Source organism: Streptomyces sp. NPDC060194 (assembly GCF_042728285.1).
GTDB lineage: Bacteria > Actinomycetota > Actinomycetes > Streptomycetales > Streptomycetaceae > Streptomyces.
This window is the reverse complement of sequence record NZ_JBHWZH010000005.1, coordinates 52658-78251: the sequence shown is the minus strand read 5'-3', so window position 1 is coordinate 78251 and position 25594 is coordinate 52658. Positions and strand designations below refer to the sequence as shown.

Here is a 25594-nt window from a genome sequence, read left to right as displayed (position 1 = left end):
TCAGCGCAGCGGGACGAGCTCGGTGGAGTCCGCCGTCCACGCGGTGAGCGGGTCGAAGCCGCGGTGGCCGAGTTCGCCGAAGACGCGCAGGGGAGCGCCGCCGGAGAGCGCGACGAGCCTCCAGAGCCCCGGTGACCGGGCGAAGGAGGAGGTCAGGGGGAGTGCCGACCGGCCGTCGGCGTCCGCCAGTTGCCAGCTCTCGCCGTGCGGGGCCGGTATCGCCGCGGCCAGGGTCAGCGGCCAGGACTCCAGCCAGGGGTCGTCGCGGAGGCGTTCCCCGTACGCGGCCGCGGCGCCGGCCGCGTCCGTGCCGGGCGGGCGTTCGCCGGTGCCGGCGAGCGGCCTCGAGGACTCCCCGAGCTGGGCGCGCAGGGGCAGGGCGCCGGGGTGGAAGGCGGCTTCCGCGTCGACGGCGAGGCCGACCGGCAGGGCGAGTTCGGGCGCGCGGCCGGCGGCGCCGAAGGAGAGCAGGAGGGCGGGGCGGCCGGTCGCGGTGCCGTGGAGATGGATCCGGCGGGTCGTCAGTTTGCCGTCGGAGGTGTCGTACTGGGCGAGGACGAGCCAGCGGTCGCGGACCCCGGCGTCCGGTCCGGGGGCGGTGGGGAGGCCCACCCGGGCGCGGACGGTGGCGGCGAGCGGGGCGGGCAGGGACTCGCGGGCGGCCCAGGCCCGGTCGAGGAGGTGGAGCAGCCCGCACTCCTCTAGGAGGCGCACGTGCCACCCCGGTCCGGAGGACGGCACGGCGCCCAACTCCCGTACCCGGGAGGCGAGCCCGGGCGCCTGGGCGTCGACCATGCGGGCCGCGGTCTCCTCCCACAGCGCGTATCCCGACCGGTCGGCGGCGGCCAGGCCGCCGCTCACCAGGTCCGCGAGCCGCTGCTCCAGCTCGGCCGTGCCCGCCGTGATCCGCTGGGCGCGCCGCTCGGCCCGGCGCCGGGCGGCCTCGGGGTCCGCCGACGCGGCGGCGGCCGTGGGCTTCGGCGCGCTCGCGCGCTCCTTCCGGGCGGCGAGCCACGGCTCGGCCCACTCCGGCACGGCGGCCGCGTCCGGCAGCGAGCCGGTGCCGGACGACCAGAGCAGCAGCAGCCCCAGCGCGTGCTTGCACGGGAACTTCCGGCTCGGGCAACTGCACTTGTACGCCGGACCCGCCGTGTCCACCACGATCCGGTACGGCTTGCTGCCGCTGCCCTTGCACAGCCCCCACACCGCACCGCCGTGCGCGCCGTGCTCCGACCAAGGCCCGGCGGAGCCGAGCCGGCTCCCCGCCTTCCGCGAGGCCGCGTCGGGCGCGAGAGCGAGCACCTGTTCGGCCGACCAGCGCGCGTCGACCCCGTTGCGATCCCCCTGTTGCGTCATGTCTCGACGGTAGGACCCGCCACTGACAACGGGCCCTGATCCGGGCTCCGTCGCAGGTCAGAGCTGATTGTCAGTGGGATGGTGCACGGTGGTTCCATCGCCGGCGCAACCGCCCGGCGATGTCGTGAGGGGGATCCATGACCGAAGCCCTGCGCCCGCACGCCGAAGACGCGTTCGCCTCCGAGTTGAAGGCGCTGGCCGCCGCCGACGACCGGCAGCGGCCCGAGCGGTGGAAGCTGTCGCCGTGGGCCGTCGCCACCTACCTGCTCGGTGGCACGCTCGACGACGGGACGGTGATCACGCCCAAGTACGTCGGCCCGCGCCGCATCGTCGAGGTCGCCGTCACCACGCTCGCCACCGACCGGGCCCTGCTGCTCCTCGGTGTCCCCGGCACCGCGAAGACGTGGGTGTCGGAGCACCTCGCCGCGGCGGTCAGCGGCGACTCCACCCTGCTGGTGCAGGGCACGGCGGGCACCCCGGAGGAGGCGATCCGCTACGGCTGGAACTACGCGCGCCTCCTCGCCGAGGGCCCGAGCCGCGAGGCGTTGGTGCCCAGCCCGGTGATGCGCGCGATGGCCGAGGGCATGACCGCCCGGGTCGAGGAGCTGACCCGCATCCCGGCCGACGTGCAGGACTCGCTGATCACCATCCTCTCCGAGAAGACCCTGCCGATCCCCGAGCTGGGGGACGAGGTGCAGGCGGTCCGCGGCTTCAACCTCATCGCCACCGCCAACGACCGCGACCGCGGGGTCAACGACCTCTCCAGCGCGCTGCGCCGCCGCTTCAACACCGTGGTGCTCCCGCTGCCCGCGACCGCCGACGCCGAGGTCGACATCGTCTCCCGCCGGGTCGACCAGGTCGGCCGCTCGCTCAGCCTGCCCGGCGGCCCGGAGGGCATCGACGAGATCCGCCGGGTCGTCACCGTCTTCCGCGAACTGCGCGACGGCGTCACCGCCGACGGCCGCACGAAGCTGAAGACGCCCAGCGGCACCCTGTCCACGGCCGAGGCGATCTCCGTCGTCACCAACGGCCTCGCCCTCGCGGCGCACTTCGGCGACGGGGTGCTGCGCCCCGGGGACGTGGCGGCGGGCATCCTCGGCGCGGTCGTCCGGGACCCGGCGGCCGACCAGGTGATCTGGCAGGAGTACCTGGAGGCCGTGGTCCGCGAGCGGGACGGCTGGAAGGACTTCTACCGGGCCTGCCGCGAGGTGTCCGCGTGACGGCGGTCCCGCTGCTCCTCGGGGTGCGGCACCACGGTCCCGGATCGGCCCGCGCGGTGCGGGCGGCGCTGGAGGAGCGCAAGCCCGCCGTCGTCCTGATCGAGGGCCCGCCGGAGGCGGACGCCCTGGTGGCGCTCGCCGCCGAGGAGACGATGCGCCCGCCCGTCGCGCTCCTCGCCCACGTGGTGGACGATCCGGGCCGGGCCGCCTTCTGGCCGCTGGCCGAGTTCTCCCCGGAGTGGGTCGCCGTCCGCTGGGCGCTCGCCCACGACGTCCCCGTCCGCTTCGTCGACCTGCCCGCCGCCCACTCCCTCGCCCACCCCGAGGGCGCCCCGTCGGACACTCCCGCGACGACGGACCGTCAGCCGGCCGACGGCGGCGGACCGGACGAGGAGGACGGCAGGGGAGGCACCGGCACCCCCGGCGGGCCCGCCGCCGCACCCGCCGAGCTCACCGAGGACCTGCGCGTCGACCCGCTCGCCGTCCTCGCCCGCACCGCCGGCTACGACGACCCGGAGCGCTGGTGGGAGGACGTCGTCGAGCACCAGGGCTTCGGCCGCGAGGGCGAGGGACCGCTCGCCGCCTTCGAGGCGCTCGGCGACGCGATGGCCGCCCTGCGCGAGGAGCACGGGCACGGCGGCCACGAGCGGGACCTCGTGCGCGAGGCGTACATGCGGCTCCAGCTGCGCAACGCCGTACGGGAGTTCGGTGCCGGGTCGGTCGCCGTGGTCTGCGGCGCCTGGCACGTCCCCGCACTCCGCGCGAGGACCGCCGTCACCGCCGACCGGGCCCTCCTCAAGGGCCTCCCCAAGGTCAGGGTCGAGCTGACCTGGGTCCCCTGGACGCACCGCCGGCTTTCCCGGACCAGCGGCTACGGCGCCGGCATCGAGTCCCCGGGCTGGTACGGGCACCTCTTCTCCGCCGCCGACCGGCCGGTCGCCCGCTGGATGACGAAGGTCGCCGGGCTCCTGCGCGACGAGGGGTGGCCGGTCTCCTCCGCCCACGTCATCGAGGCCGTGCGCCTCGCCGACAGCCTGGCCGTGATGCGCGGCCGCCCGCTCGCCGGGCTCACCGAGACCACCGACGCCGTCCGCGCGGTGATGTGCGACGGCTCCGACGTGCCGCTCGCCCTGGTCCACGACCGGCTCGTGGTCGGCGACGTCCTCGGCGAGGTGCCCGAGGCGGCCCCCGCCGTCCCCCTGCAGCGGGACCTGACCCGCCTTCAGCGCACCCTGCGGCTCAGGCCGGAGGCCGCCGAGCGCGAACTGGACCTCGACCTGCGCAAGGACACCGACGCCGCCCGCAGCCGGCTGCTGCACCGGCTGCGGCTGCTCGGCATCGGCTGGGGCGAACCGGCCCGTACCGCCCGCGGCACCACGGGGACCTTCCGCGAGAGCTGGCGACTGCGCTGGGAGCCGGAGCTGTCGGTCCGGGTCGCCGAGGCGGGCATCTGGGGCACCACGGTCCTGGCCGCCGCCACCGCGAAGGCGGAGTCGGGCGCGCTGGAGGCGCCCGGCCTCGGCGAGGTCACCGCGCTCGCCGAGCGGTGCCTGCTCGCCGACCTCCCCGCCGCCCTCCCGGTGATCATGCGCGTCCTGGCCGACCGGGCCGCCCTCGACGCCGACGTCGGCCACCTGGCCGCCGCCCTCCCCGCCCTCGCCCGCGCCCTGCGCTACGGCGACGTGCGCGGCACGGACACCGCCGCGCTCGCCGAGGTCGCCGACGGGCTCGCCCGCCGGGTCTTCGTCGGCCTGCCGCCCGCCTGCGCCGGCCTCGACGCGGACGGCGCGCTCGAGATGCGCGGCCACCTGGAGTCCGTGCACGACGCGGTCGGCCTGCTGGCCGGGGAAGACACCGACCTGCGCGATCGGTGGCACGCGGTCCTGCGCACCCTGGCGCTGCGGGACGCCGTGCCCGGACTGCTCCGCGGCCGCGCGGCCCGGCTGCTGCTCGACGAGGGCGCGCTGGCCGTCGAGGAGACGGCCCGGCTGATGGGGCTCGCCCTCTCCGTCGGCACCCCGCCCGTGCAGGCGGCCGCCTGGCTCGAGGGGTTCCTCGGCGGCGGCGGGATGCTCCTCGTGCACGACCCCCGACTGCTCGGGCTGGTCGACGCCTGGCTCGGCGGCGTCCCCGCCGACTCCTTCACCGACGTGCTGCCGCTGCTGCGCCGCACCTTCGGCGCCTACGAGAGCGGGGTGCGCCGCACGCTCGGGGAACTGGTCCGCCGGGGCCCGGCCGGGCCGGAAGCGGGTCCGGCGGCGGAGGGGATACCCGGCTTCGGCGCCGCGCTGGACCAGGAGCGGGCCGACGCGGTGCTGCCGGTGCTCGGCCTGCTGCTCGGCGCCGGCGCCGGTGCCGGCGCCGGAGGCGGCAGCGGGGCCGCCCGATGAGCGACACCACCGGCACGAACCCCACGGAGCGAGGGAGGGACCGATGACGACACCCCTGACGGACAGTCAGGCGGCCGGGACCGGGCACGGGGACACCGCCGCCCCCGCTGTCGACGCCGCCGAACGGCTGCGCCGTTGGCGCCTCGTGCTCGGCGGCGGCGAGGCCGACGGCACCGGCTGCCCGCTCGGCGGCACGGACGCCGCCATGGACGGCGCGCTCGCCGCGCTGTACGGACGCGACGGCGGGAGCAACGGCTCGCGGCGCGAGCGCTCCGCGGGACTCGGCGGCTCCGCACCCTCCGTCGCCCGCTGGCTCGGCGACATCCGCACCTACTTCCCCGCCTCCGTCGTCCAGGTGATGCAGCGGGACGCCATCGACCGGCTCGGACTGAGCACCCTGCTGCTCGAACCGGAGATGCTGGAGGCGGTCGAGGCCGACGTCCACCTCGTCGGCACGCTCCTGTCGCTCAACAAGGCGATGCCCGAGGAGACCAAGGAGACCGCGCGGGCCGTGGTGCGCAAGGTCGTCGACGAACTGGAGCGCAAGCTCGCCACGAAGACCCGCGCCACCCTCACCGGCGCCCTCGACCGCAGCGCGAAGGTCAACCGCCCCCGGCACCGGGACATCGACTGGGACCGCACCATCCGCGCCAACCTCAAGAACTACGTCACCCTGCCGGCCGGAACAGGCGGAACGGGCGGAACGGGCGGGCCCGCGGCCGGCGACGACGCGGCCCGCACCGGCACCGTCGTCCCCGAGCGACTCGTCGGCTACGGCCGCGCCTCGCAGGCCGTGAAGAAGGAGGTGGTGCTCTGCATCGACCAGTCCGGCTCGATGGCGGCCTCCGTCGTCTACGCCTCGGTGTTCGGAGCCGTCCTCGCCTCGATGCGGTCGATCGCGACCCGGCTCGTCGTCTTCGACACGGCCGTCGTCGACCTCACCGACCAGCTCGACGACCCCGTCGACGTCCTCTTCGGCACCCAGCTCGGCGGCGGCACGGACATCAACCGGGCGCTCGCGTACTGCCAGTCGCAGATCACCCGGCCGGCCGAGACGGTCGTGGTGCTGATCAGCGACCTCTACGAGGGCGGCATCCGCGACGAGATGCTCAAGCGGGTCGCGGCGATGAAGGCGTCGGGGGTGCAGTTCGTCGCCCTGCTCGCCCTGTCCGACGAGGGCGCGCCCTCCTACGACCGCGAGCACGCCGCCGCGCTCGCCGCCCTCGGCGCGCCCGCGTTCGCCTGCACCCCCGACCTGTTCCCCGACGTCATGGCCGCCGCCCTGGAGAAGCGCCCGATACCCGTGCCCGAGGCGTGAGCCCCGGGCGGGCCGGGGTGGTGGCCGGCGGGCCGGGGCTCAGGCGCCCTTCGGCGTGCGGACCTCCACCGGCCCCGCGAAGTCGCTGAAGCGGGTGGCCTGGTGCAGCGCGGTCTCCTTGTCCGCGCCCGGCTCGCGCAGCGAGAACCACTGCTCGAGCCGGACGATCCGGCCCTCCCGGTCCACCCACACGTCGGTCCGCACCCCGTCGGCGTCCGAGTTCTTCACGCTCTCGTACACGCTGGTGTCGACCGTGCGCAGGTCGTCCTTGCCGATCTCCCCCGACAGGTGCTGGGTGACCACGCCGTCCTTCGTCACCTGCCCCTTCTGCACCGAGGGGCCGCGCTCGAGGAGGAGTTCGGCGTACCGGGCCAGGTCCGGGACCCGGGCCGCCTTGGCCGGGTCGGTGACCGGCACCTTCTGCCAGGCCTGACCGGCCCCCGCGCCCTTCGTCACCCGGGTGTACGCGGCCCCGTCGGTGATGACCTGCTCGACGCCGCTCTCCTGGGCGGTGCCCGGGCTGATCGACATCCTGAGGCTGCCGGTGGTCGGCGCGTTGAAGTTGATCCGCCCCGTCAGCGACAGGGCCGTCTTCCCGTCGGCCTCCGAGCGGGTGGTCATCACGGCGGAGTACGCCGAGCGGTCGGCCTGCTTCAGCGCCGCCGCCACGTCGAAGCCCTCCGGCTTCGCCGCGGCGGAGTCGGCGCCGCTCCCGGAGCAGCCGGCGAGCACGGCCGCCGCCCCGAGGGCGACGGCGGCGGAAACGATCCGTCGGCCGGGGCCTGCGGGCCGGGCGGTGACGGCGGGAAGGTCGATACGGACGAGCTGCACGGAGTGCCCCCAGGGCTGCGGACGACGAGACGGTCGGTGCGGCGACGGGACCCGGCGGCGACCGCCGGCCCTCGGCCCACGGACCCCGTCGTCGTCGCGTGTGACCCAGGTCACGCCGCCTCGTCCGGCTCAACCGTCCCGCCCCGCTCCCCGTCACGCGTCCGTCGCGATCTGTGACAGGTATCACCGTCCAGGTGTGATCTGCGATTTAGGGGCCCGACGCCCTCGGGGATAACCTGCGAGACGGACATGCCGCGTTCACGGACACCGTGACGCCTCCCTTGTGACCGGTGTCGTCACGTTGCCCTCCGCGGCACGCCCACGCAGACAACAAACCGCGATCACCAAGGACGGAACGCGCGTGGACCTGTTCGAGTATCAGGCGAGGGACCTCTTCGCCAAGCACGGTGTACCGGTGCTGGCCGGTGAAGTCATCGAGACGCCTGAGGCGGCGCGCGAGGCCACCGAGCGTCTTGGCGGCAAGTCGGTCGTGAAGGCCCAGGTCAAGGTGGGCGGCCGTGGCAAGGCCGGCGGCGTGAAGCTGGCCGGCGACCCGGACGAGGCCGTGGCCCGTTCGACCGACATCCTCGGCATGGACATCAAGGGCCACACGGTCCACAAGGTGATGATCGCCGAGCTGTCCCCCGAGATCGAGGCGGAGTACTACGTCTCGTACCTCCTCGACCGGACCAACCGCACCTTCCTCGCGATGGCGTCGGTGCAGGGCGGCATGGACATCGAGGAGGTCGCGGAGAAGACCCCCGAGGCCCTCGCGAAGGTCCCGGTCAACGCGAACGACGGCGTCACCCTGGAGAAGGCCCGCGAGATCGTCGCGCAGGCGAAGTTCCCGGCCGACGTGGCCGAGGGAGTCGCCGAGGTCCTGGTCACCCTGTGGGACACCTTCGTCGCCGAGGACGCGCTCCTCGTCGAGGTCAACCCGCTGGTCAAGACCAAGGACGGCCGCATCCTGGCCCTGGACGGCAAGGTCTCGCTCGACGAGAACGCCGACTTCCGCCAGCCGGAGCACGAGGCGCTCGAGGACAAGGACGCGGCCAACCCGCTGGAGGCGGCGGCCAAGGCCAAGGGCCTCAACTACGTCAAGCTCGAGGGCGAGGTCGGCATCATCGGCAACGGCGCCGGGCTCGTCATGTCGACGCTCGACGTCGTCGCCTACGCCGGTGAGGCGCACGGCGGCGTGAAGCCCGCCAACTTCCTCGACATCGGCGGCGGCGCGTCCGCCGAGGTGATGGCGAACGGCCTGGAGATCATCCTCGGCGACCCGGACGTCAAGTCCGTCTTCGTCAACGTCTTCGGTGGCATCACCGCGTGCGACGAGGTCGCCAACGGCATCGTGCAGGCGCTCGAGCTGCTCGCCTCGAAGGGCGAGAAGGTCGAGAAGCCGCTGGTCGTGCGCCTCGACGGCAACAACGCGGAGCTGGGTCGCAAGATCCTCAGCGACGCGAACCACCCGCTGGTCCAGCGCGTGGACACCATGGACGGCGCGGCCGACAAGGCCGCCGAACTCGCCGCGGCTGCGAAGTAAGGAAGAGGGACTCCAAACACCATGGCTATCTTCCTCACCAAGGACAGCAAGGTCATCGTCCAGGGCATGACCGGTGCCACCGGCATGAAGCACACCAAGCTCATGCTCGGTGACGGCACCAACATCGTCGGCGGCGTGAACCCGCGCAAGGCCGGCACGACAGTCGACTTCGACGGCACCGAGGTCCCCGTCTTCGGCTCCGTCGCCGAGGCGATGGAGAAGACCGGCGCCGACGTCTCCGTCCTCTTCGTCCCGCCGGCCTTCTCCAAGGCCGCGGTCGTCGAGGCGATCGACGCGGAGATCCCGCTCGCGGTGGTCATCACCGAGGGCATCGCCGTGCACGACTCGGCGGCGTTCTGGGCGTACGCGCAGGCCAAGGGCAACAAGACGCGGATCATCGGTCCGAACTGCCCCGGTCTCATCACGCCGGGCCAGTCCAACGCGGGCATCATCCCGGGCGACATCACGAAGCCGGGCCGCATCGGCCTGGTCTCGAAGTCCGGCACGCTGACGTACCAGATGATGTACGAGCTGCGGGACATCGGCTTCTCGTCGGCCGTCGGCATCGGTGGCGACCCGGTCATCGGTACGACGCACATCGACGCGCTCGCCGCGTTCGAGGCCGACCCCGACACCGACCTGATCGTGATGATCGGTGAGATCGGCGGCGACGCGGAGGAGCGCGCGGCCGACTACATCGCGAAGAACGTCACGAAGCCGGTCGTCGGCTACGTCGCGGGCTTCACCGCGCCCGAGGGCAAGACCATGGGCCACGCGGGCGCCATCGTCTCCGGCTCCTCCGGCACGGCCGCCGCGAAGAAGGAGGCCCTGGAGGCCGCCGGCGTCAAGGTAGGCAAGACGCCGACCGAGACGGCGAAGCTCGCGCGGGCGATCCTCGCGGGCTGACCCCCGCGCTTCTGTACGGCCCGAGGCCCGTGCTCCCCTCCCCGGGGGGTGCGGGCCTCGTCGTTGCCCGGCCCGGCGGGGGCTCCGCCCCCGCACCCCCACGTCGGGCTGCGCCCTCCGGCCTCAATCGCCGGCCGGGCTGGTTTTTTTGGGCTACGGCCCGTCGGCCGGATGCGGGCGTCGGAGTGGGGTTCGGGCCACCGCCCGCCAGCCGGGCTGATGTTCTTGGTTCCCGCTGTGGGCAATCGTCGCGCCCGCCCCGGTAGCCCCCACCTCGCAGGGGTCAGACACCCGACGGGGTCAGCCGGCCGCCGTCGCCGCGCAGGTGTGCGCGCATCCACTCCTCTCTCGGGGACAGCGCGTCCGGCCCGGGCCGCCCCACCTGCGCCGTGCCCCCGGCGACGGGGAAGGTCGGGCCGAGGGGGCGTTGGCCGGGGGGTGGGGCCGTGGCGAGGGTGAAGCAGGTCGCGCCGGTGACGAGCGCGGCGAGGCCGAGGGCGCCGCGGGTGCGCAGGAGGGTGCGGGTCTCGGCGCGCAGGCGGGCCTCCTCACCGCCGCGGGCGGCGAGGGAGGAGGGGAGGGGGACCGCGGCGAGGTGGTCGCGGAGGGCGGCGGGATCGCGCAGGTCGGGCAGCGCGGTGGCGATGTGCGTCCGCGCGAAGGCCAGGCGGCCGACCGCGGCGGGGGTGCTGGCCTCGGTCTCGGCCGCGGTCTCGGGCAGACCGAGGCCGACGAGGTCGACGAGGAGGAGGGTCCGCCGGTAGGGCGGCGGCAGGGAGCCCACCGCGCGCAGCAGGGCGCGGAACGCCTCGGGCCCGCGCCCTCGCCGCCGGTCGGCGCGGGCGTGCACGGGTCGCAGCCGGTGCCAGGGCGAGAGCGCGTGGTCGTGGGCCGCGGCCCGGACCCAGCCCACCGGGTCGGGGTCGCGGGCGACCTCGGGCCAGCGCTCCCAGGCGGTGTGGAAGGCCCGCTGCACCGCCGCGGCGGCCAGCGCGGGCCGCCCGGTCAGCAGGTACGTCTGGTGGAGGAGCCCGGGCGCGGCGTGCGCGTGCAGCAGTTCGAAGGCGCGGGCGGGCGTGAGCCCGCCGGGGTCGCGGACGGGTGCGGTCCCCCGGGAGTGGTCCGGCTCGGGCTCGCCGTCGGGCGCGCGGCCGGGCTCCGGTTCCGCCGGCCGCTCCGGGCCGGGCTCGGGCACGGCCTCCGGTGCGCGCTCGTGCTCCGGTTCGGGCTCCCGCTCCGGCTCGCGCACCACCGCCCGCGCGGCCGTGCGGCCCCCGCGCGCCCCGGACGGCCGCGACCCGAGCGCCGCGGCCGGGCTCGTCTCCGACCCACGCGCGGCCTCCGCCACCGCCCCCCGCGCTCCCGCCGCCCACCCCCCGAGCAGATGTGCGTACGCCTCGCGGACGCGGCCGCGGGGGGTGCTGCGGCCTGACTCCCAGGAGCGGACGGTGCGGAGCCCGACGCCGAGCGCGGCGGCGAGGTCCTCGCGGGTCACGCCGGCGGATTCGCGCAGGCGACGGCGGTCGTCGGGCAGGGGCAGCGGGCTGTTCACGGGCGTCGCGGCACGTTCGGTCATGAGGAAGGCCCTCCGGGCAGGGCGGCGCGCAGCGTGAGAAGTCGCATAAGCGCATCTTGATCGACACGTCCGGGCTTCGCCTGTTGCGCGGGTAATGCGGGTGGTATCGGGAGAATGCGGCGGTGACCCGGACGACCGACCGCACGGCGGCCCCCACGCTCCACAGGAACCTGTCCCCGGCGCTTCCCGCCTGCCTCCTCGGCGGCGCGATCGCCGCCGGGCTCGGCCTCGGCGGCTTCGCGGTGCTCGTGCTGATGCTGTGGATCAGCTCGCCGTTCCCGGACGACGGGCTCGGCGGCGCCCTGGAGGTCGCGGCGAGCCTCTGGCTGCTCGCGCACGGCACCGAACTGCTCCGCCCCGACACCCTCTCCGGGCTCCCGGCACCGGTCGGCGTCACCCCGCTGCTGCTGCTCGCCCTGCCCGTCCTCCTCGTCCACCGGGCGACCCGCGACGCCTGCACGGACGACGAGGGCGAGAGCGGGGACGCCGCCGGGGGCCCGGGCGCGGCCACGGCCTCACCCCGTACGGCCGTCTGGGGGATCGCCGTCGGCTACCTCGCGGTCGCCGCCGCGGCCGTCGTGTTCGCCCGCGGCGGCGCGCTGCCCGCCGTGCCCCTGAGCGCCCTGGTGCACGTCCCGCTGCTGGTCTTCGGCGCCGCGGCCGCCGGGGCGTGGAGCGCGCGCAGGCCGTCGGCCGAGCGGCCCCCCGCGGCCCGGCGCCTCCTGGACCGCCTTCCCGCGGGGCTCCTCTCGCCGCGGAACACGACCGCCCTCCGCGCGGCGGCCGACGGCGTCCTCACCCTGGTGGCCGGCGGTGCGCTGCTCGCGGCGACCGTCCTCGCGACGCACGCGCCCGCCGCCCACGCCGAACTCGTCCGCACGGCGGGACCGTGGTCGGCGCGGATCGCGCTCGTCCTCCTCGCTCTCGCGCTGCTGCCGAACGCGGCCGTCTGGGGGGCGGCGTACGCCCTCGGCCCCGGAGTCCAGCTCGGCGTGGCCGGTGCGCTGACCCCGCTCGGGGTCGTCGGCGCCCCCAGCGCGCCCCCCTTCCCGCTCCTCGCGGCGGTCCCGCTCTCGGCCGACGCCCACGGCACACCGCTGACGCTGGCGGGCGCCGCGATCCCGGCGGCCGCCGCCGCGCTCACCGCCCGGCGGTTGTGCCGCCACGAGGCCCGGGGCCCGGCTGACGCGGCCGCCGCCGGGGCGCTCGCCGCGGTGCTCGCCGGCGTCCTGACCGGCGGCCTCGCCGCGCTGGCCGGCGGGCCGATGGGGACGGGGGAGCTGGCGGAGTTCGGCCCGAGCTGGTGGCTGACGGGGGCGGCCGCGTGCGCCTGGACCGCCGTGGTCGCCGTGCCGGCGGCCGTGATCGCCCAGGTCCGGCGCGGGGGAGGGGTGGCCGGCCCCTCGCTCCCCGCCTTCCACCGGCCGGCGCTGCGGCTGCCCACGCTCCGGTCGCTGCCGGGGCGGCGGTTCGGGCAGCGGTTCGGCCGGCGGAAGGAGGCGGACGCGCCCGGGCACGACCCGGCGGCCTGGGCGGCGAACCCCTGGGCGGCGGCCGCGGACAAGGCGGAAGGCCCCCCGACGGCGCACCCGGACCTGCCGCCGGTCACCGCGGACCTGCCCCCGCTCACGGAGGAGCTCACCGAGATCGGCCCGCCGCCGCCCACCGCGGAGGAACTGGCCCTGCTGGCGGCGCTTCCCGAGATCCGGACGGCGGGCGAGCGACCCCCTTCGAAGACCGCCACGCCGGGAGCCCCCGTGCCGGAAGCCCCCGCGCCGGAAGCCCCCGCGCCGAAAACCCCCGCGCCGGACGCCTCGTCACCGAACCCGCCGTCACCGGACGCCTCGTCGCCGAAGACCTCCCCGCCGAAGACCAGCGGCGCGGACGCCGCGGGCCCCGCGGACGCCGCCGCCCCGCGCTGACCGCCTACTCCTCCGGCGCCAGCAGCGGCCGCAGTCGCTCCGGCAGCAGGTCCCTGCAGTTGTCCTTCGCGACCGACGTCAGCGCGTCGTCCACGCAGGTGTAGTAGTCGCTGTAGACCAGCTTCGCCGTGAAGCCCGCCGCGACCACGCAGAGCGAGAGGCCCGCCATCACCAGACCGCTGACCGCGGCCGACTTCAGCTGGCGGGCGCCGAGCGCGGGGCCCGCCGGGGCGTCGGAGCCGGGGGCCGGGGCCGGCGAGCGGCCCGTCATCGCGTCGACGTCGGCCCGGACCGGGGCGCCGGCCGGCTGCCGGGAGCGCAGCGCGCTGACGCCCCAGTAGATCGCCAGCGCACCGAGCAGCAGGCCCAGTTCGGGGGCGATGAGGATCGTGGTGAAGAAGGACCACATGCCGGCCAGGAGCGCGTAGCGGGCGCGCCGCTGGGCCGGGTCCTTGGGGTCCCAGCGCAGCCCGCCGGGCCCGGGCCCGCCCTTGCGGGGGTCGTCCTGGCCGGGGCGGTCGCCGAAGCCGCCGCCCTGCCGGCCGGGCTGGTCGCTGCTCCACCGGCCGCCCCAGGGCGAGCGGTCGCCGCCCCGCGAGCTGTCGCCGGAACCGGCGTCGCCGTCGTCCTCGGACCCGTCGGGCCTGCGCGGCCGCCAGGGCCGGTCGGGACGGCCCTCGGGCGGTGCGGCGAAGGGGTTGTCGTCGGCCGGGGCGGAGTCGGGCCGGTCGGGCCCGGAGCCGGGGGACCCGGACGGACCGGAACCCGAGGGGGACTCCGGGGGCCGGTTCTCCCGCAGCAGCAGCGTCGGGCCCCCGTCCGCGGCCAGCGGCAGGGAGGTCGGGCGGCTGAGGTGCGCGCGGTGGCGTCGGTCCGGCATGTGGAGTGCGTCTTCCCCTTGAGTCGACGAGCGCCGATCGGCCCCTGCTGGGACGCGAGCGGTCGGTCCCGGGCGGGCCCCTGCTCTGACGCTACCCGCCAGGTCCGCCCCCGTCCTCAGCGGGTCGCCGGTTGGTTTCCGTGGTGTCGCCCCTCCTCGCACCCGCGGACGGGCACCTCGTGGGGGCCGGATGAGGTGCCGGTATCGTTGCGGGCGGTCGTCCGCTTCGTAGGGTCCCCCGTGTCCGAGGGGCGGAAGCGTTCGTACGACCGTACGAAGCCGCCGTCGGGTGGCGAGTGTTTCCGCGAGAAAGGGCCCCGCCGTGGCCAACAGCGCCAAGCGCGTCGTCGTGCTGGTGTCCGGTTCCGGGACGAACCTCCAGGCGCTGATCGACCGCGTCGCCGCCGATCCGGGGTACGGGGTGGAGATCGTCGCCGTCGGCGCGGACCGTTCCGGCATCGCGGGTCTCGAGCGCGCCGAGCGGGCCGGGCTGCCGACGTTCGTCACCCGGGTGAGGGACCACGCGACCCGCGAGGAGTGGGACGCGGAGCTGACCGCGCGGGTCGCCGCGTACGAGCCCGACCTCGTCGTCTCCGCCGGCTTCATGAAGATCGTCGGTAAGGCGTTCACGGACCGCTTCGAGAACCGCTTCGTGAACACCCACCCGGCCCTGCTGCCCAGTTTTCCCGGGGCCCACGGCGTACGCGACGCGCTCGCGCACGGTGTGCGGGTCACGGGGTGCACCGTCCACTTCGTCGACAACGGCGTCGACACCGGCCCGATCATCGCCCAGGGCGTGGTCGAGGTCCGGGACGAGGACGAGGAAGACGAAGGTGCCGCTCTCCACGAGCGCATCAAGGAAGTCGAGCGCGAGTTGCTCGTCGACGTCGTGGGGCGTCTCGCCCGTAACGGCTACCGCATTGAGGGACGAAAGGTACGTATCCCGTGAAGCTCCCTGTTCGCCGCGCGCTCATCAGCGTGTACGACAAGACCGGCCTGGAGGAGCTCGCGCGCGGGCTGCACGAGGCGGGCGTCGAGCTGGTCTCGACCGGTTCGACCGCCGGGCGGATCGCCGCGGCCGGGGTCCCCGTGACGCCGGTGGAGGAGCTGACCGGGTTCCCCGAGTGCCTCGACGGCCGGGTCAAGACCCTCCACCCGCGCGTCCACGCCGGCATCCTCGCCGACCTGCGCCTGGACGCCCACCGCGAGCAGCTCGCCGAGCTCGGCGTCGAGCCGTTCAACCTGGTCGTGGTGAACCTGTACCCGTTCAAGCAGACCGTCGCCTCCGGCGCGTCCGACGACGAGTGCGTCGAGCAGATCGACATCGGCGGCCCGTCGATGGTCCGCGCCGCCGCCAAGAACCACCCCTCGGTCGCCGTGGTCACCGACCCCGCCCGGTACGCCGACGTCCTCGACGCGGTCCGCGACGGCGGCTTCGACCTCACCGCCCGCAAGCGCCTCGCGGCCGAGGCGTTCCAGCACACGGCCTCCTACGACGTCGCGGTCGCGTCCTGGTTCGCGGGCGACTACGCGGGCGACGGCGAGGCGTTCCCCGACTTCATCGGCTCGACCTACGCGCGCTCCAACGTCCTGCGCTACGGCGAGAACCCGCACCAGGGCGCGGCGCTGTACACGGACGGGACAGGCGGTCTCGCCGCCGCCGAGCAGCTGCACGGCAAGGAGATGTCGTACAACAACTACACGGACACGGACGCCGCCCGCCGTGCCGCGTACGACCACGCCGACCCGTGCGTGGCGATCATCAAGCACGCGAACCCGTGCGGGATCGCGATCGGCGCGGACGTCGCCGAGGCGCACCGCAAGGCGCACGCCTGCGACCCGGTCTCGGCGTTCGGCGGCGTGATCGCCGTCAACCGCCCGGTGACGGTGGAGCTGGCCGAGCAGGTCGCGGAGATCTTCACCGAGGTCATCGTGGCCCCCGGCTACGAGGACGGCGCGGTCGAGGTCCTGGCGCGCAAGAAGAACATCCGCGTCCTGCGCTGCGCGGAGGCCCCCGCGGCCGCCCTGGAGGTCAAGCAGATCGACGGCGGGGCGCTCCTCCAGGCCGCCGACCGGCTGCAGGCGGCGGGCGACGACGAGTCGACGTGGACGCTCGCGACCGGCGAGGCGCTGAGCCCCGCCGAGCTGAAGGAGCTGGCCTTCGCCTGGCGGGCGAGCCGCGCGGTGAAGTCCAACGCGATCCTGCTCGCCAAGGACGGCGCGTCCGTCGGTGTCGGCATGGGGCAGGTCAACCGGGTCGACTCCGCGAAGCTCGCGGTCGAGCGGGCGGGCGCCGAGCGCGCGGCCGGCTCCTACGCGGCCTCCGACGCGTTCTTCCCCTTCCCCGACGGCCTGGAGGTGCTGACGGCGGCGGGCGTCAAGGCGGTCGTGCAGCCCGGCGGTTCGGTCCGCGACGAGCAGGTCGTCGAGGCGGCGCGGCAGGCCGGCGTGACGATGTACTTCACCGGCACCCGGCACTTCTTCCACTGAGACACGGGCGAGGGCCGCGTCCCCCTGCGGGTGCAGGCGGGACGCGGCCCTCGCGGTGCGCGGGGCGGACCCGCGCCGGGTCACTTCTTGACGACGACGGTGCTGCACACCTTGTCGGCGAAGGTCTGCTTCTTGTCGTCCCAGAGCGGCCACAGCCAGCCGAGGTAGCAGGCGAAGCTGTCGAGGACGTGCGCCAGCTTGCGCACGAAGGCCATCCCGAAGCCGAGCGTCGAGCCGTCGGACTCGCGCAGCAGCTGGATGCCGACGGCCTTCTTGCCCCACGTCTGGCCGCTGCTGCCCTCCTGGTAGATCAGGAAGATGCCCATGCCGAACGCGTAGAGGACGCCGAGCAGCGCGACGACGCCGAAGCCGGCCGACTCCACCTGGCCCGTCTGCGGGTCGACGGAGCTCGACGCCATCGCGCCGCCGGCGAAGAGGAGCGCGTACATCGGTATCAGGATGATCAGCATGTCGATGAAGTAGCCGCCGACGCGCAGGCCCCAGTGGGCGAGCTCCGGGCGGCCGCCGGGGTAGCCGCCCGGGTAGCCGCCGCCGTACGGGGCGCCGACCGGCGGGGCCGACGGGATGCCGTAGCCGGGCTGCTGGCCCTGCTGCGGGTAGCCGTACCCCTGCTGCTGGTCCTGCGGGTAGCCGTAGCCCTGCTGCGGCGGGACGCCCTGGGGGGCCTGCTGGGGGTAGCCGTAGCCGGGCTGGCCGCCGGGCTGCCCGTAGCCGGGCTGGCCGCCCTGCGGCTGCTGGCCGGGCGGGGGGCCGTAGGGGTCCTTCGGGTCGCCGAAGCTCATGGCGGGTTTCCTCCGTGGGAGCGGGGACGGCGCGGCCCGCGCGGAGGAATGCGGAGAACACGGTCCCCGCGCGTGGCAGGGCCTGGTTCAAGCGGAGCGTCCCCCCGGCACTGCCCGCGGCACATGTGACGGCCCCATCGTTCTGGCCGGAGCGGTCCGTTGTCCAGCCGGGCGACGAAGGTGTTGTGCAAGTGCAACCTTCCCGATCATCGCGGCGGATCCCGAGGGACCGGATTGGCAGCGGGCGCGGTGCGTCCGGGAAGATGGGGCCATGACTGCCCAGATTCTCGACGGCAAGGCGGCCGCTGCCGCGATCAAGTCCGAACTGACCGCCCGCGTGGCGGCCCTCAAGGACCGGGGGATCGCACCCGGCCTCGGCACCGTCCTGGTCGGCGAGGACGCCGGGAGCCAGAAGTACGTGGCCGGCAAGCACCGCGACTGCGCCGAGGTCGGCATCGCCTCGATCCAGCGCGAACTGCCCGCGACCGCCACGCAGGAGGAGATCGAGGCCGTCGTCCGCGAGCTCAACGCGGACCCGGCGTGCACCGGTTACATCGTCCAGCTGCCGCTGCCCAAGGGCATCGACGAGAACCGCATCCTGGAGCTGATGGACCCGGACAAGGACGCCGACGGGCTGCACCCGACGAACCTCGGCCGGCTCGTCCTCGGCATCCCCGGCCCGCTGCCGTGCACCCCGAACGGCATCATCACGCTGCTCCGCCGGCACGGTGTGCAGCTCGCGGGCGCGGAGGTCGTCGTCGTCGGCCGCGGCACCACCATCGGCCGCCCGATGCCGCTGCTGCTGACCCGCAAGTCGGAGAACGCCACGGTGACGCAGTGCCACACCGGCACCCGCGACCTCTCCTCCCACCTGCGGCGGGCGGACGTCATCGTCGCCGCGGCGGGCGTCCCGCACCTGATCAAGCCCGAGGACGTCAAGCCGGGCGCGGCCGTCCTCGACGTCGGCGTCTCGCGCGACGAGCACGGGAAGATCCTCGGCGACGTCCACCCGGGCGTGAACGAGGTCGCCGGCTGGCGCGCGCCCAACCCCGGCGGCGTGGGCCCGATGACCCGCGCGCAGCTGCTCGTGAACGTCGTCGAGGCGGCCGAGCGCGCCGTCGCGGCGAGCTGAACCGGAAGGCGGACGGCGAGATGACAGACGCCGATGGGGCCGGCGGGACCGGCGCACGGACCGGCGCGCACGCGGAGTCGGAGCCCGACGTGGTCACGGCGCCCGACGGCGAGGCGCTCGCGCCCGGCGCGGTGAGCGCGCCGGGCCCCGACGGGCCCGTCCGCACCTCCCGCCGCTTCCCGCAGGTCACCCGCGACACCGCCCGCCCCGAGGGCGGCGGCCGGGCCGCCTCGGCCGACGCGCCCGCGCCGGCCCGGCAGTGGCCGCTCCTCGTCGTGCTGTGCACGACCGGGGCGGGGCTGCTCACCACCGCGCTCGGCGCGTTCCGCCAGGGCACGCTGGTCATCGGCATCGCGCTGCTCATCGGGGCGGTGCTCCGCTGGACCCTCCCGCGGGTCGGCATGCTCGCGGTCCGCTCGCGCTTCACGGACCTGGTGACGTACGGCGTGATGGGCCTGGCGATCGTGCTGCTCGCACTGATGCTCCAGCCCGACCCGGTCCTGAAAGTGCCCTTCCTGGAGGACACGCTCCACTTCACCATCACGTAGCCGCACCGCTTCTCCAGACTTCCGTTATCGCCCCGCGACCTGGGATTGCGTACGTGCGGGCGGTGCGCAGATGGGACACTGGACTCCGAACCACGTGGCGTGCGACGGTGCTCGCCCGTGGCCCGAACGCGCATCCGCGCCGGAAACGAGGGAACTGCGAACCTGGTCCGGCGCATCCTGCACAGTGGCCCGGAGAACCGGAACGCCGACCGAGCAGCGGGCGCAGGCGGGGTCAGTCAGGCACGCACGGGGGAGTAGGGGGAAGCAATGCCTCGTTGGAGGGCGCTACCGGAGGAGCTCGATCCGCAGGTACGCGAGTTCACGAGCCAGCTGCGGCGGCTCGTGGACCGCAGCGGACTGAGCGTCGCCGCGGTGTCGGACCGCACCGGGTACAGCAAGACGTCCTGGGAGCGCTATCTGAACGGGCGGCTGCTCGCGCCCAAGGGCGCGATCGCGGCGCTCGCGGAGGTCACCGGCACCAATCCGAACCACCTCAACACCATGTGGGAACTCGCCGAGCGCGCCTGGTCGCGCTCGGAGATGCGCCACGACATGACGATGGAGGCCATCCGGATCTCCCAGGCGCGTGCCGCGCTCGGCGAGTTCGGTCCGGCGCAGGCCCCGTCCCGGGGCCGGGGCGCCGCGGCCGGGCGGGTCGCCGACCGGCCCGCGCCGTCGCCGTACCCGGCCTCGGCGTCCTCGGCCACCTCGGCGCCGACCGGCTCGCCGGCCGGCCCGGCCACGTCGTCCGGCTGGCCCGCGGTGCCCCCGCGGACGGCGGGGCCCGGCGGGGCCGGCGGGTACCAGGGCCCGGGCGGACGGCCGTCCTCCGCGCCCCGCGGGGTGCCGGACGCCCGGCGCGGCGGCCCGGCGGGGCCCGCGGGCCGCGGCCCGCAGCAGAAGGGCGGCGGCCGCAAGCGGGCCACGCTGTTCCTCGCCGGCCTGGTGGGCGCCCTCCTGGTCATCGCCGCCGCCGTGATGTTCCTCGACCTCACGGGCGACGACGACGGCAAGGAGCCGGTCGCCAGGACGACGCCGACCAGGTCCGCGGCCACCTCCGCCGCCGAGCTGCCCGAGGGCGTCAAGTGCGTCGGCGCGAGCTGCGAGGGCAAGGACCCCGACGACATGGGCTGCGGCGGCACCAACGCGGCCTCCGCCGCGGCGGTCAAGGTCGGCGGCGCCTCCGTGCAGGTGCGGTACAGCGAGAAGTGCGGGGCCGCCTGGGCCCGCATCCAGTTCGCCACCGCCGAGGACACCGTGGAGATCAGCTCGGGCGGCAAGGCCAAGGAGACCGGCACGGTCGACGAGGACGGCGACACCTACACCCGCATGGTGCCCGTGAAGAGCGCCGAGGACGCGAAGGCGTGCGCGACGCTCGGGACGGGCGAGAAGGGCTGCACCGAGTAACGTCGGCCGGCCCGTTCGCGGCCGGGGCCGGGTCCCCCCGCCCGGTCCCGCCGAGATTTTCCCCCGCAGCGGGGATTGCCCGCCCCCGCAGGGGGCAGGCGCTCGACATCCCCCCATGGGAGCGGTGACACCCCACCCCCCTGTGACGGCCGCCCGCGCTCCCCCTCCTGAGCGGGCGGCCGTCCCCCTTTTCCGGGCCCGTTCCTGACGGCGCCTCGGAGCGCGGCCCGGGGGATGTGGCCGCGGCCACAGCGACCCGGCTCTCCGGGACGTCCGGGGCGCGATAGCCTGACGCCGGATCTCTCTTGACGCCGAGAGATCGATCATCGACGGCGATGAGCGAGATCCGTAACCAGGGGCAGGGACCCCCCAACCGCCAGCTGTCTTACGGAGATCGCCATGACCCGCACTCCCGTGAATGTCACCGTCACCGGCGCGGCCGGCCAGATCGGCTACGCGCTGCTCTTCCGCATCGCCTCCGGTCACCTGCTCGGCGCGGACGTGCCGGTCAGGCTCCGCCTCCTGGAGATCCCGCAGGGCCTCAAGGCCGCCGAGGGCACCGCGATGGAGCTCGACGACTCCGCCTTCCCGCTGCTCCAGGGCATCGACATCACCGACGACCCGAACGTGGGCTTCGACGGCGCCAACGTCGCGCTGCTCGTCGGCGCCCGCCCCCGCACCAAGGGCATGGAGCGAGGCGACCTGCTCTCGGCGAACGGCGGCATCTTCAAGCCGCAGGGCAAGGCGATCAACGACCACGCCGCGGACGACATCAAGGTCCTCGTCGTCGGCAACCCGGCCAACACCAACGCGCTCATCGCGCAGTCGGCCGCCCCGGACGTCCCCGCGGAGCGCTTCACCGCGATGACCCGCCTGGACCACAACCGCGCGATCTCGCAGCTGTCGAAGAAGACCGGCGTCCCGGTCTCCGAGATCCGCCGCCTGACCATCTGGGGCAACCACTCGGCCACCCAGTACCCCGACATCTTCCACGCCGAGGTCGCCGGCAAGAACGCCGCCGAGACCGTGAACGACGAGCAGTGGCTGGCCGACACCTTCATCCCGACCGTCGCCAAGCGCGGCGCGGCGATCATCGAGGCCCGCGGCGCGTCCTCCGCGGCCTCGGCCGCCAACGCCGCCATCGACCACGTGCACACCTGGGTCAACGGCACCGCGGACGGCGACTGGACCTCCATGGGCATCCCGTCGGACGGCTCCTACGGCGTCCCCGAGGGCCTCATCTCGTCCTTCCCCGTCACCACGAAGAACGGCTCGTACGAGATCGTCCAGGGCCTCGACATCAACGAGTTCTCCCGTGCGCGCATCGACGCGTCGGTGGCGGAGCTGGTCGAGGAGCGCGACGCGGTGCGTGAGCTGGGCCTGATCTGAGGCGCTGACCGCCCTGACCGGGGCCCGCGGACTGCGTCCGCCGGGCCCCTCGCAGACTCCCGCCCCGGAAGCCTTCGCGGGCCTCCGGGGCGGTGTCGTGCGCGCGGTCGGCGACCGCGCGGGGGCGTCACGCGCTGCTCGCGCCCGCGCCCATCTCCTGCTGCAGCTTGGCCACGTCGATCGACTCGTTCTTGGACGGGGTGTCGGACGGGACCGGCTCGTCGTACTTCTCGAACGTCACGTTGCCGCTGTCGGCGCCGCCCTCCGAGGTGATCTTCAGCGGGTACGGCTTGCCGTCGGTGGAGACGTAGACCGTCTGGGTGGCGCCGTCCTTCCTGCCGCTGAGCGGGATGGCGGACGTGCCGGCGACGTCCGTCTCCTCGCCCTTCTTCAGCTTGACGTCGGAGTCGTCGTCCTTGGTGAGCTCCGTCTGCAGCTGCCCCAGGTCGCAGGTCTCGGCCATCCCCTTGAGCATCTGGTCGGACGTCGAGCCGTAGATGTAGCGGCCCTTGAACGTCTCGGCCGCCGCCTCCCCGCCCTTGCCGGGGACCTGCGTCCGCCAGAACGCGGCGTCCGGCTTCATCCACACCTTGTCGCCCTGCTTGACCAGCTCGACCGTGCCCTGCTCACCCTGGCTGATCGTGCCCTTGCAGTTGCCCTCGCGATCGAGGTGCAGGTCGATCTTCCCGCTGCCGCCCTGCCCGCCGACGGCCGCGCCGTCCATCTTCATGTGGACGGACTTCGCCTCCTTGAACGCCTTCTCCGACTTGTCGGAGATCTGCTGCGCGCTCTGGTCGGCCAGCCCGTTCCCGGAGCCCCCGTCCGAGCCGCAGGCGCTCAGTGCGGTCGCCATGACCGTCGCCGTCGCCGCCATGACCCACCGTGCCGACGTGCTCCGCATCTCCGGTCCTCCCCATTCGCTCCGTGATCAGTGGTGATCGGGTGACCGCGAAACCTCCGTGTATGCGTCACACCGCCGCAACAGAAACGGAACGGCCGGTACCGGTGCGTTCCGGCCGTTCCGTGCGCGGCGTCAGTGCGCGAAGTCGCCCGGGGTGTAGTGGCCGGGGACCATGCGGGTGGTGACGGCGAAGCGGTTCCAGGAGTTGATGGCGACGATCGCGGCGATCAGGTGGGCCAGTTCCTTGTCGTCGAAGTGGGGGGCGACGCGGGCGTAGACCTCGTCGGGGACGAAGCCGTCGGTGAGGACGGTGACGGCCTCGGTCAGCTCGATCGCGGCGATCTCCTTCGCGGTGTAGAAGTGCCGCGACTCCTCCCAGGCGGCGAGCTGGAGGATCCGCTCGACCGACTCGCCGGCGGCCAGCGCGTCCTTGGTGTGCATGTCGAGGCAGAAGGCGCAGTGGTTGAGCTGCGAGGCGCGGATCTTGACCAGTTCGAAGAGGACCGGGTCCAGGCCCTTGGCCGCGGCGGAGTCGAGGCGGACCATCGCGCGGTAGACCTCGGGGGCCTGCTCGGCCCAGGAGATCCGGGGGGTGTGCTCGGGGTTGAGGTCGGTACGGGCCGGGGTGTTCGCGGTGTCGGTCATGACTCGACCCTATGGTCAGGGTGGCGCAGGGGTATGGTCCATTTCCGTGACGGATGACCGGGCCACTTTCGGAGCCGACCTGCACCTGGAGCTGCCGCGGAGCGGTGGTCTGCGCGAGGGGCTGACACGGGCGCTGCGGGAGGCGGTGCGCGGGGGGCGCCTCGCGCCGGGCAGCCGGCTGCCGTCGTCCCGGCAGCTCGCCGCGGACCTCGGGATCGCGCGCAACACGGTGGCGGACGCGTACGCGGACCTGGTCGCGGAAGGGTGGCTGACCGCGCGGCAGGGGTCGGGCACGCGGGTGGCGGAGCGGGGGCCGGCGGCGGGGCGTACCGCGGGGGGTGGGCGCGTGGCAGGGGCTGGTCGTTCCCCGGCGGGTGCGGGTGCGGGTGCGGGTGCGGGTGCGGGTGCGGGTGCGACGCGGGCGGGTCGTTTCCCGGCGGATGGGGGCGCGACGGGGGCTCGTGGGGGTGTCGCCCCGGCGGGCCGTGCCGTGGTCGGGCGTCCCCCGGCCGGCCGGGGTGCGGCCCGGGCCCGCGCGCCGCGGTCCGCTCCCGCACAGCCGAGGCGCGCCGGGTCGGCGACGTACGACCTGACGCCGGGGCGCCCCGACACCTCGCACTTCCCGCGGGCCGCCTGGCTGAAGGCGGCCCGCGCCGCGCTGACCGCCGCGCCCAGCGAGGCGTTCGGCTACGGCGACCCGCGCGGCCGGCCGGAGCTGCGGGCCGCGCTGGCCGACTACCTGGCCCGGGCCCGGGGCGTGCACGCCGACCCCGAGCGGATCGTCGTCTGCGCGGGCTTCGTCCACGGCCTGTCCCTGATGGCCGGGGTGCTGCGCAGGCGGCGGGTCCGGGAGGTCGCCGTGGAGGCGTACGGGCTCGACATCCACTGGGACCTGCTTCACGACGCCGATCTGCGCACGACCGCGCTCGGCTCCGACCGGCTCGGCACCTGCGCGGACGGTCTCGGCCGGCAGGGCGCCGTGCTCCTCACCCCCGCCCACCAGTTCCCGACCGGCACCCCGCTCCACCCCGACCGGCGGGCCGCCGTCACCGACTGGGCGCGCCGGACCGGCGGAGTCGTCCTGGAGGACGACTACGACGGCGAGTTCCGCTACGACCGGCAGCCGGTGGGCGCGCTGCAGGGCCTCGACCCGGACCACGTCGTCCTGCTCGGCACGGTGAGCAAGTCCCTCGCGCCAGGCCTGCGGATCGGCTGGCTCGTCCTGCCGGAGGCGCTGACGGGGGAGGTGCTCGCGGTGAAGGGGCAGGTCGACTGGAGCGGCAGCGCGCTGGAGCAGCTGACGCTGGCCCGGTTCGTCGAGTCCGGCGCGTACGACCGGCACGTGCGGGGGATGCGGCTGCGGTACCGGCGCCGCCGCGACCAGCTGGTCGCCGCGCTCGCCGCGCGCGCGCCCCACGTCCGGGTCACCGGCATCGCCGCCGGGCTGCACGCCGTGCTCGGCCTCCCGCCGGGCGCCGAGCAGGCGGCACTGCGGGCCGCGGCCTGGCAGGGGCTGACGGTCCACGGCCTCTCCCGGTTCCGCCACCCGACGGGTGCGTCGGATCCGGTCGGGGACGCGCCCGGCCGCCCGGGGGAGGGTCTGGTGGTCGGCTACGGCACGCCGCCGGACCACGCCTGGCCGGGTGCGCTGGACGCGCTGTGCCGAGCGCTGGAGTGACGACCCGCGGCCGACCGGCCGTCCCCGAACGGGACTTCCACTGACGAAAGGCGTGAAACGCCGGGTTGTCATGGCGCAATTCGCGCGGGGTAGGGAGCCGATGCGGCGTCCGCACGCGTCGGTACCTACGCTGGGCATCCATCGCGGACACGGGACCGTTCGCACGTCCGGTGCGGACACGACGGGGGAGAGGCGACGACATGGCGGCGACAGAGGCTGCGACGGCACGGGATCGGGAGCAGGCGGCGGAGCGCCCGGAGCGGAGCCGGACGGCGGGCCGCCGGCTGCGGTCCGGCACGGTCGTGCTCGGCGGGGTGGGCCTGCTCGCCACCGCGCTGACGGCCTGCGGCTCGGAGCCGGACAAGCGCTGCGTCGACGAGGACAGCTACGACGCCGCCCGTGGCTACAAGGTCGTCTCCTCGGACGACTGCGGCTCCTCCGGCAAGAGCAAGAAGAAGAAGCGCAAGGCGGTCGGCGCGGGCTCCCGCTCCGGCTCCGGCGACGCCGAGTGGTACTACGGCGGCAAGGAGTCCGGCGGCTGGGTCAAGGACGGCTCGTTCGACAAGGACGCCGTCGACCGCGACGGGTTCGGCGACGACGACGACGGCTCCTCCGGCGGCTGACGCGGCCCCGCCCACGGCCCACCCACCACCCGAGGA

Annotated in this window: 21 protein-coding genes; 14 read left to right on the top strand and 7 right to left on the bottom strand. The window is 74.9% G+C overall.

What is annotated here, in order from left to right:
- Entirely contained in the window at positions 1–1356 is a 1356-nt protein-coding gene (locus ACFWEG_RS02155; protein WP_387208169.1) for an SWIM zinc finger family protein, read from the bottom strand.
- Positions 1357–1493: 137 nt separating this feature from the next.
- Between ACFWEG_RS02155 and ACFWEG_RS02150 the strand changes: the two genes are divergently transcribed.
- Genes ACFWEG_RS02150 through ACFWEG_RS02140 form a run of 3 tightly spaced genes read left to right on the top strand, consistent with a single transcriptional unit; the run spans position 1494 to position 6284 of the window.
- Positions 1494–2576, top strand: a complete 1083-nt coding sequence (locus ACFWEG_RS02150; RefSeq protein ID WP_387208166.1) for an AAA family ATPase — start codon at positions 1494–1496, stop codon at positions 2574–2576.
- Positions 2573–4966, top strand: coding sequence for a DUF5682 family protein (locus ACFWEG_RS02145; RefSeq protein ID WP_387208164.1), 2394 nt, complete (start codon positions 2573–2575; stop codon positions 4964–4966). Before ACFWEG_RS02150 ends, ACFWEG_RS02145 begins: the two co-directional genes overlap by 4 nt.
- A gap of 43 nt (positions 4967–5009) precedes the next feature.
- Positions 5010–6284: a VWA domain-containing protein gene (locus ACFWEG_RS02140; RefSeq protein ID WP_387208162.1), complete on the top strand. Its 1275-nt coding sequence runs from the start codon at positions 5010–5012 to the stop codon at positions 6282–6284.
- Between the two features lie 39 nt (positions 6285–6323).
- On the opposite strand, the gene ACFWEG_RS02135 is transcribed toward ACFWEG_RS02140, so the two are convergent.
- Positions 6324–7115: a hypothetical protein gene (locus ACFWEG_RS02135; protein WP_387208159.1), complete on the bottom strand. Its 792-nt coding sequence runs from the start codon at positions 7113–7115 to the stop codon at positions 6324–6326.
- A gap of 361 nt (positions 7116–7476) precedes the next feature.
- Between ACFWEG_RS02135 and sucC the strand changes: the two genes are divergently transcribed.
- Both sucC and sucD read left to right on the top strand, forming a co-directional pair.
- Positions 7477–8658: an ADP-forming succinate--CoA ligase subunit beta gene (gene sucC, locus ACFWEG_RS02130; protein ID WP_387208157.1), complete on the top strand. Its 1182-nt coding sequence runs from the start codon at positions 7477–7479 to the stop codon at positions 8656–8658.
- 21 nt (positions 8659–8679) lie between these two features.
- On the top strand, positions 8680–9564 hold the full coding sequence (sucD, locus tag ACFWEG_RS02125) for a succinate--CoA ligase subunit alpha (RefSeq protein ID WP_387208155.1): 885 nt from the start codon (positions 8680–8682) through the stop codon (positions 9562–9564).
- Positions 9565–9847: 283 nt separating this feature from the next.
- On the opposite strand, the gene ACFWEG_RS02120 is transcribed toward sucD, so the two are convergent.
- Positions 9848–11140, bottom strand: a complete 1293-nt coding sequence (locus tag ACFWEG_RS02120) for a helix-turn-helix domain-containing protein (protein WP_387208153.1) — start codon at positions 11138–11140, stop codon at positions 9848–9850.
- 122 nt (positions 11141–11262) lie between these two features.
- Between ACFWEG_RS02120 and ACFWEG_RS02115 the strand changes: the two genes are divergently transcribed.
- The gene (locus ACFWEG_RS02115) at positions 11263–13062 is read left to right on the top strand and encodes a DUF6350 family protein (RefSeq protein WP_387208151.1); all 1800 of its coding nucleotides are present in this window, start codon (positions 11263–11265) and stop codon (positions 13060–13062) included.
- 4 nt (positions 13063–13066) lie between these two features.
- On the opposite strand, the gene ACFWEG_RS02110 is transcribed toward ACFWEG_RS02115, so the two are convergent.
- Positions 13067–13942, bottom strand: a complete 876-nt coding sequence (locus ACFWEG_RS02110) for a hypothetical protein (protein WP_387208149.1) — start codon at positions 13940–13942, stop codon at positions 13067–13069.
- Positions 13943–14264: 322 nt separating this feature from the next.
- Between ACFWEG_RS02110 and purN the strand changes: the two genes are divergently transcribed.
- Both purN and purH read left to right on the top strand, forming a co-directional pair.
- On the top strand, positions 14265–14891 hold the full coding sequence (gene purN, locus ACFWEG_RS02105; RefSeq protein WP_387208147.1) for a phosphoribosylglycinamide formyltransferase: 627 nt from the start codon (positions 14265–14267) through the stop codon (positions 14889–14891).
- Positions 14888–16432, top strand: a complete 1545-nt coding sequence (gene purH, locus ACFWEG_RS02100; RefSeq protein ID WP_387208145.1) for a bifunctional phosphoribosylaminoimidazolecarboxamide formyltransferase/IMP cyclohydrolase — start codon at positions 14888–14890, stop codon at positions 16430–16432. Before purN ends, purH begins: the two co-directional genes overlap by 4 nt.
- A gap of 80 nt (positions 16433–16512) precedes the next feature.
- On the opposite strand, the gene ACFWEG_RS02095 is transcribed toward purH, so the two are convergent.
- Entirely contained in the window at positions 16513–17235 is a 723-nt protein-coding gene (locus ACFWEG_RS02095; RefSeq protein WP_387208143.1) for an RDD family protein, read from the bottom strand.
- Positions 17236–17506: 271 nt separating this feature from the next.
- Here ACFWEG_RS02095 and ACFWEG_RS02090 point away from each other — a divergent pair, with 271 nt between their 5' ends.
- From ACFWEG_RS02090 to ACFWEG_RS02075, 4 genes are all read left to right on the top strand, one after another.
- Complete coding sequence (locus ACFWEG_RS02090; protein ID WP_387208141.1) at positions 17507–18367, top strand: bifunctional methylenetetrahydrofolate dehydrogenase/methenyltetrahydrofolate cyclohydrolase; 861 nt, start codon at positions 17507–17509, stop codon at positions 18365–18367.
- 20 nt (positions 18368–18387) lie between these two features.
- A complete protein-coding gene (locus ACFWEG_RS02085) occupies positions 18388–18915 on the top strand; it encodes a DUF3017 domain-containing protein (RefSeq protein WP_387208139.1) in 528 nt (175 codons plus the stop codon).
- 267 nt (positions 18916–19182) lie between these two features.
- Positions 19183–20322, top strand: coding sequence for a DUF2690 domain-containing protein (locus ACFWEG_RS02080; protein WP_387208137.1), 1140 nt, complete (start codon positions 19183–19185; stop codon positions 20320–20322).
- Positions 20323–20721: 399 nt separating this feature from the next.
- Positions 20722–21711 (top strand): malate dehydrogenase, encoded by a 990-nt coding sequence (locus ACFWEG_RS02075; protein WP_387208135.1) that lies wholly within the window; start codon positions 20722–20724, stop codon positions 21709–21711.
- 127 nt (positions 21712–21838) lie between these two features.
- Here ACFWEG_RS02075 and ACFWEG_RS02070 read toward each other — a convergent pair whose 3' ends face one another.
- Complete coding sequence (locus tag ACFWEG_RS02070; RefSeq protein ID WP_387208133.1) at positions 21839–22612, bottom strand: hypothetical protein; 774 nt, start codon at positions 22610–22612, stop codon at positions 21839–21841.
- Between the two features lie 132 nt (positions 22613–22744).
- Entirely contained in the window at positions 22745–23257 is a 513-nt protein-coding gene (locus tag ACFWEG_RS02065) for a carboxymuconolactone decarboxylase family protein (protein WP_387208131.1), read from the bottom strand.
- On the opposite strand from ACFWEG_RS02065, the gene ACFWEG_RS02060 reads away from it, so the two are divergent.
- Entirely contained in the window at positions 23256–24935 is a 1680-nt protein-coding gene (locus tag ACFWEG_RS02060; RefSeq protein ID WP_387208129.1) for a PLP-dependent aminotransferase family protein, read from the top strand. The genes ACFWEG_RS02065 and ACFWEG_RS02060 overlap by 2 nt on opposite strands.
- A 200-nt stretch (positions 24936–25135) precedes the next feature.
- Entirely contained in the window at positions 25136–25558 is a 423-nt protein-coding gene (locus ACFWEG_RS02055; RefSeq protein WP_387208127.1) for a hypothetical protein, read from the top strand.
- Positions 25559–25594 lie beyond the last annotated feature (36 nt).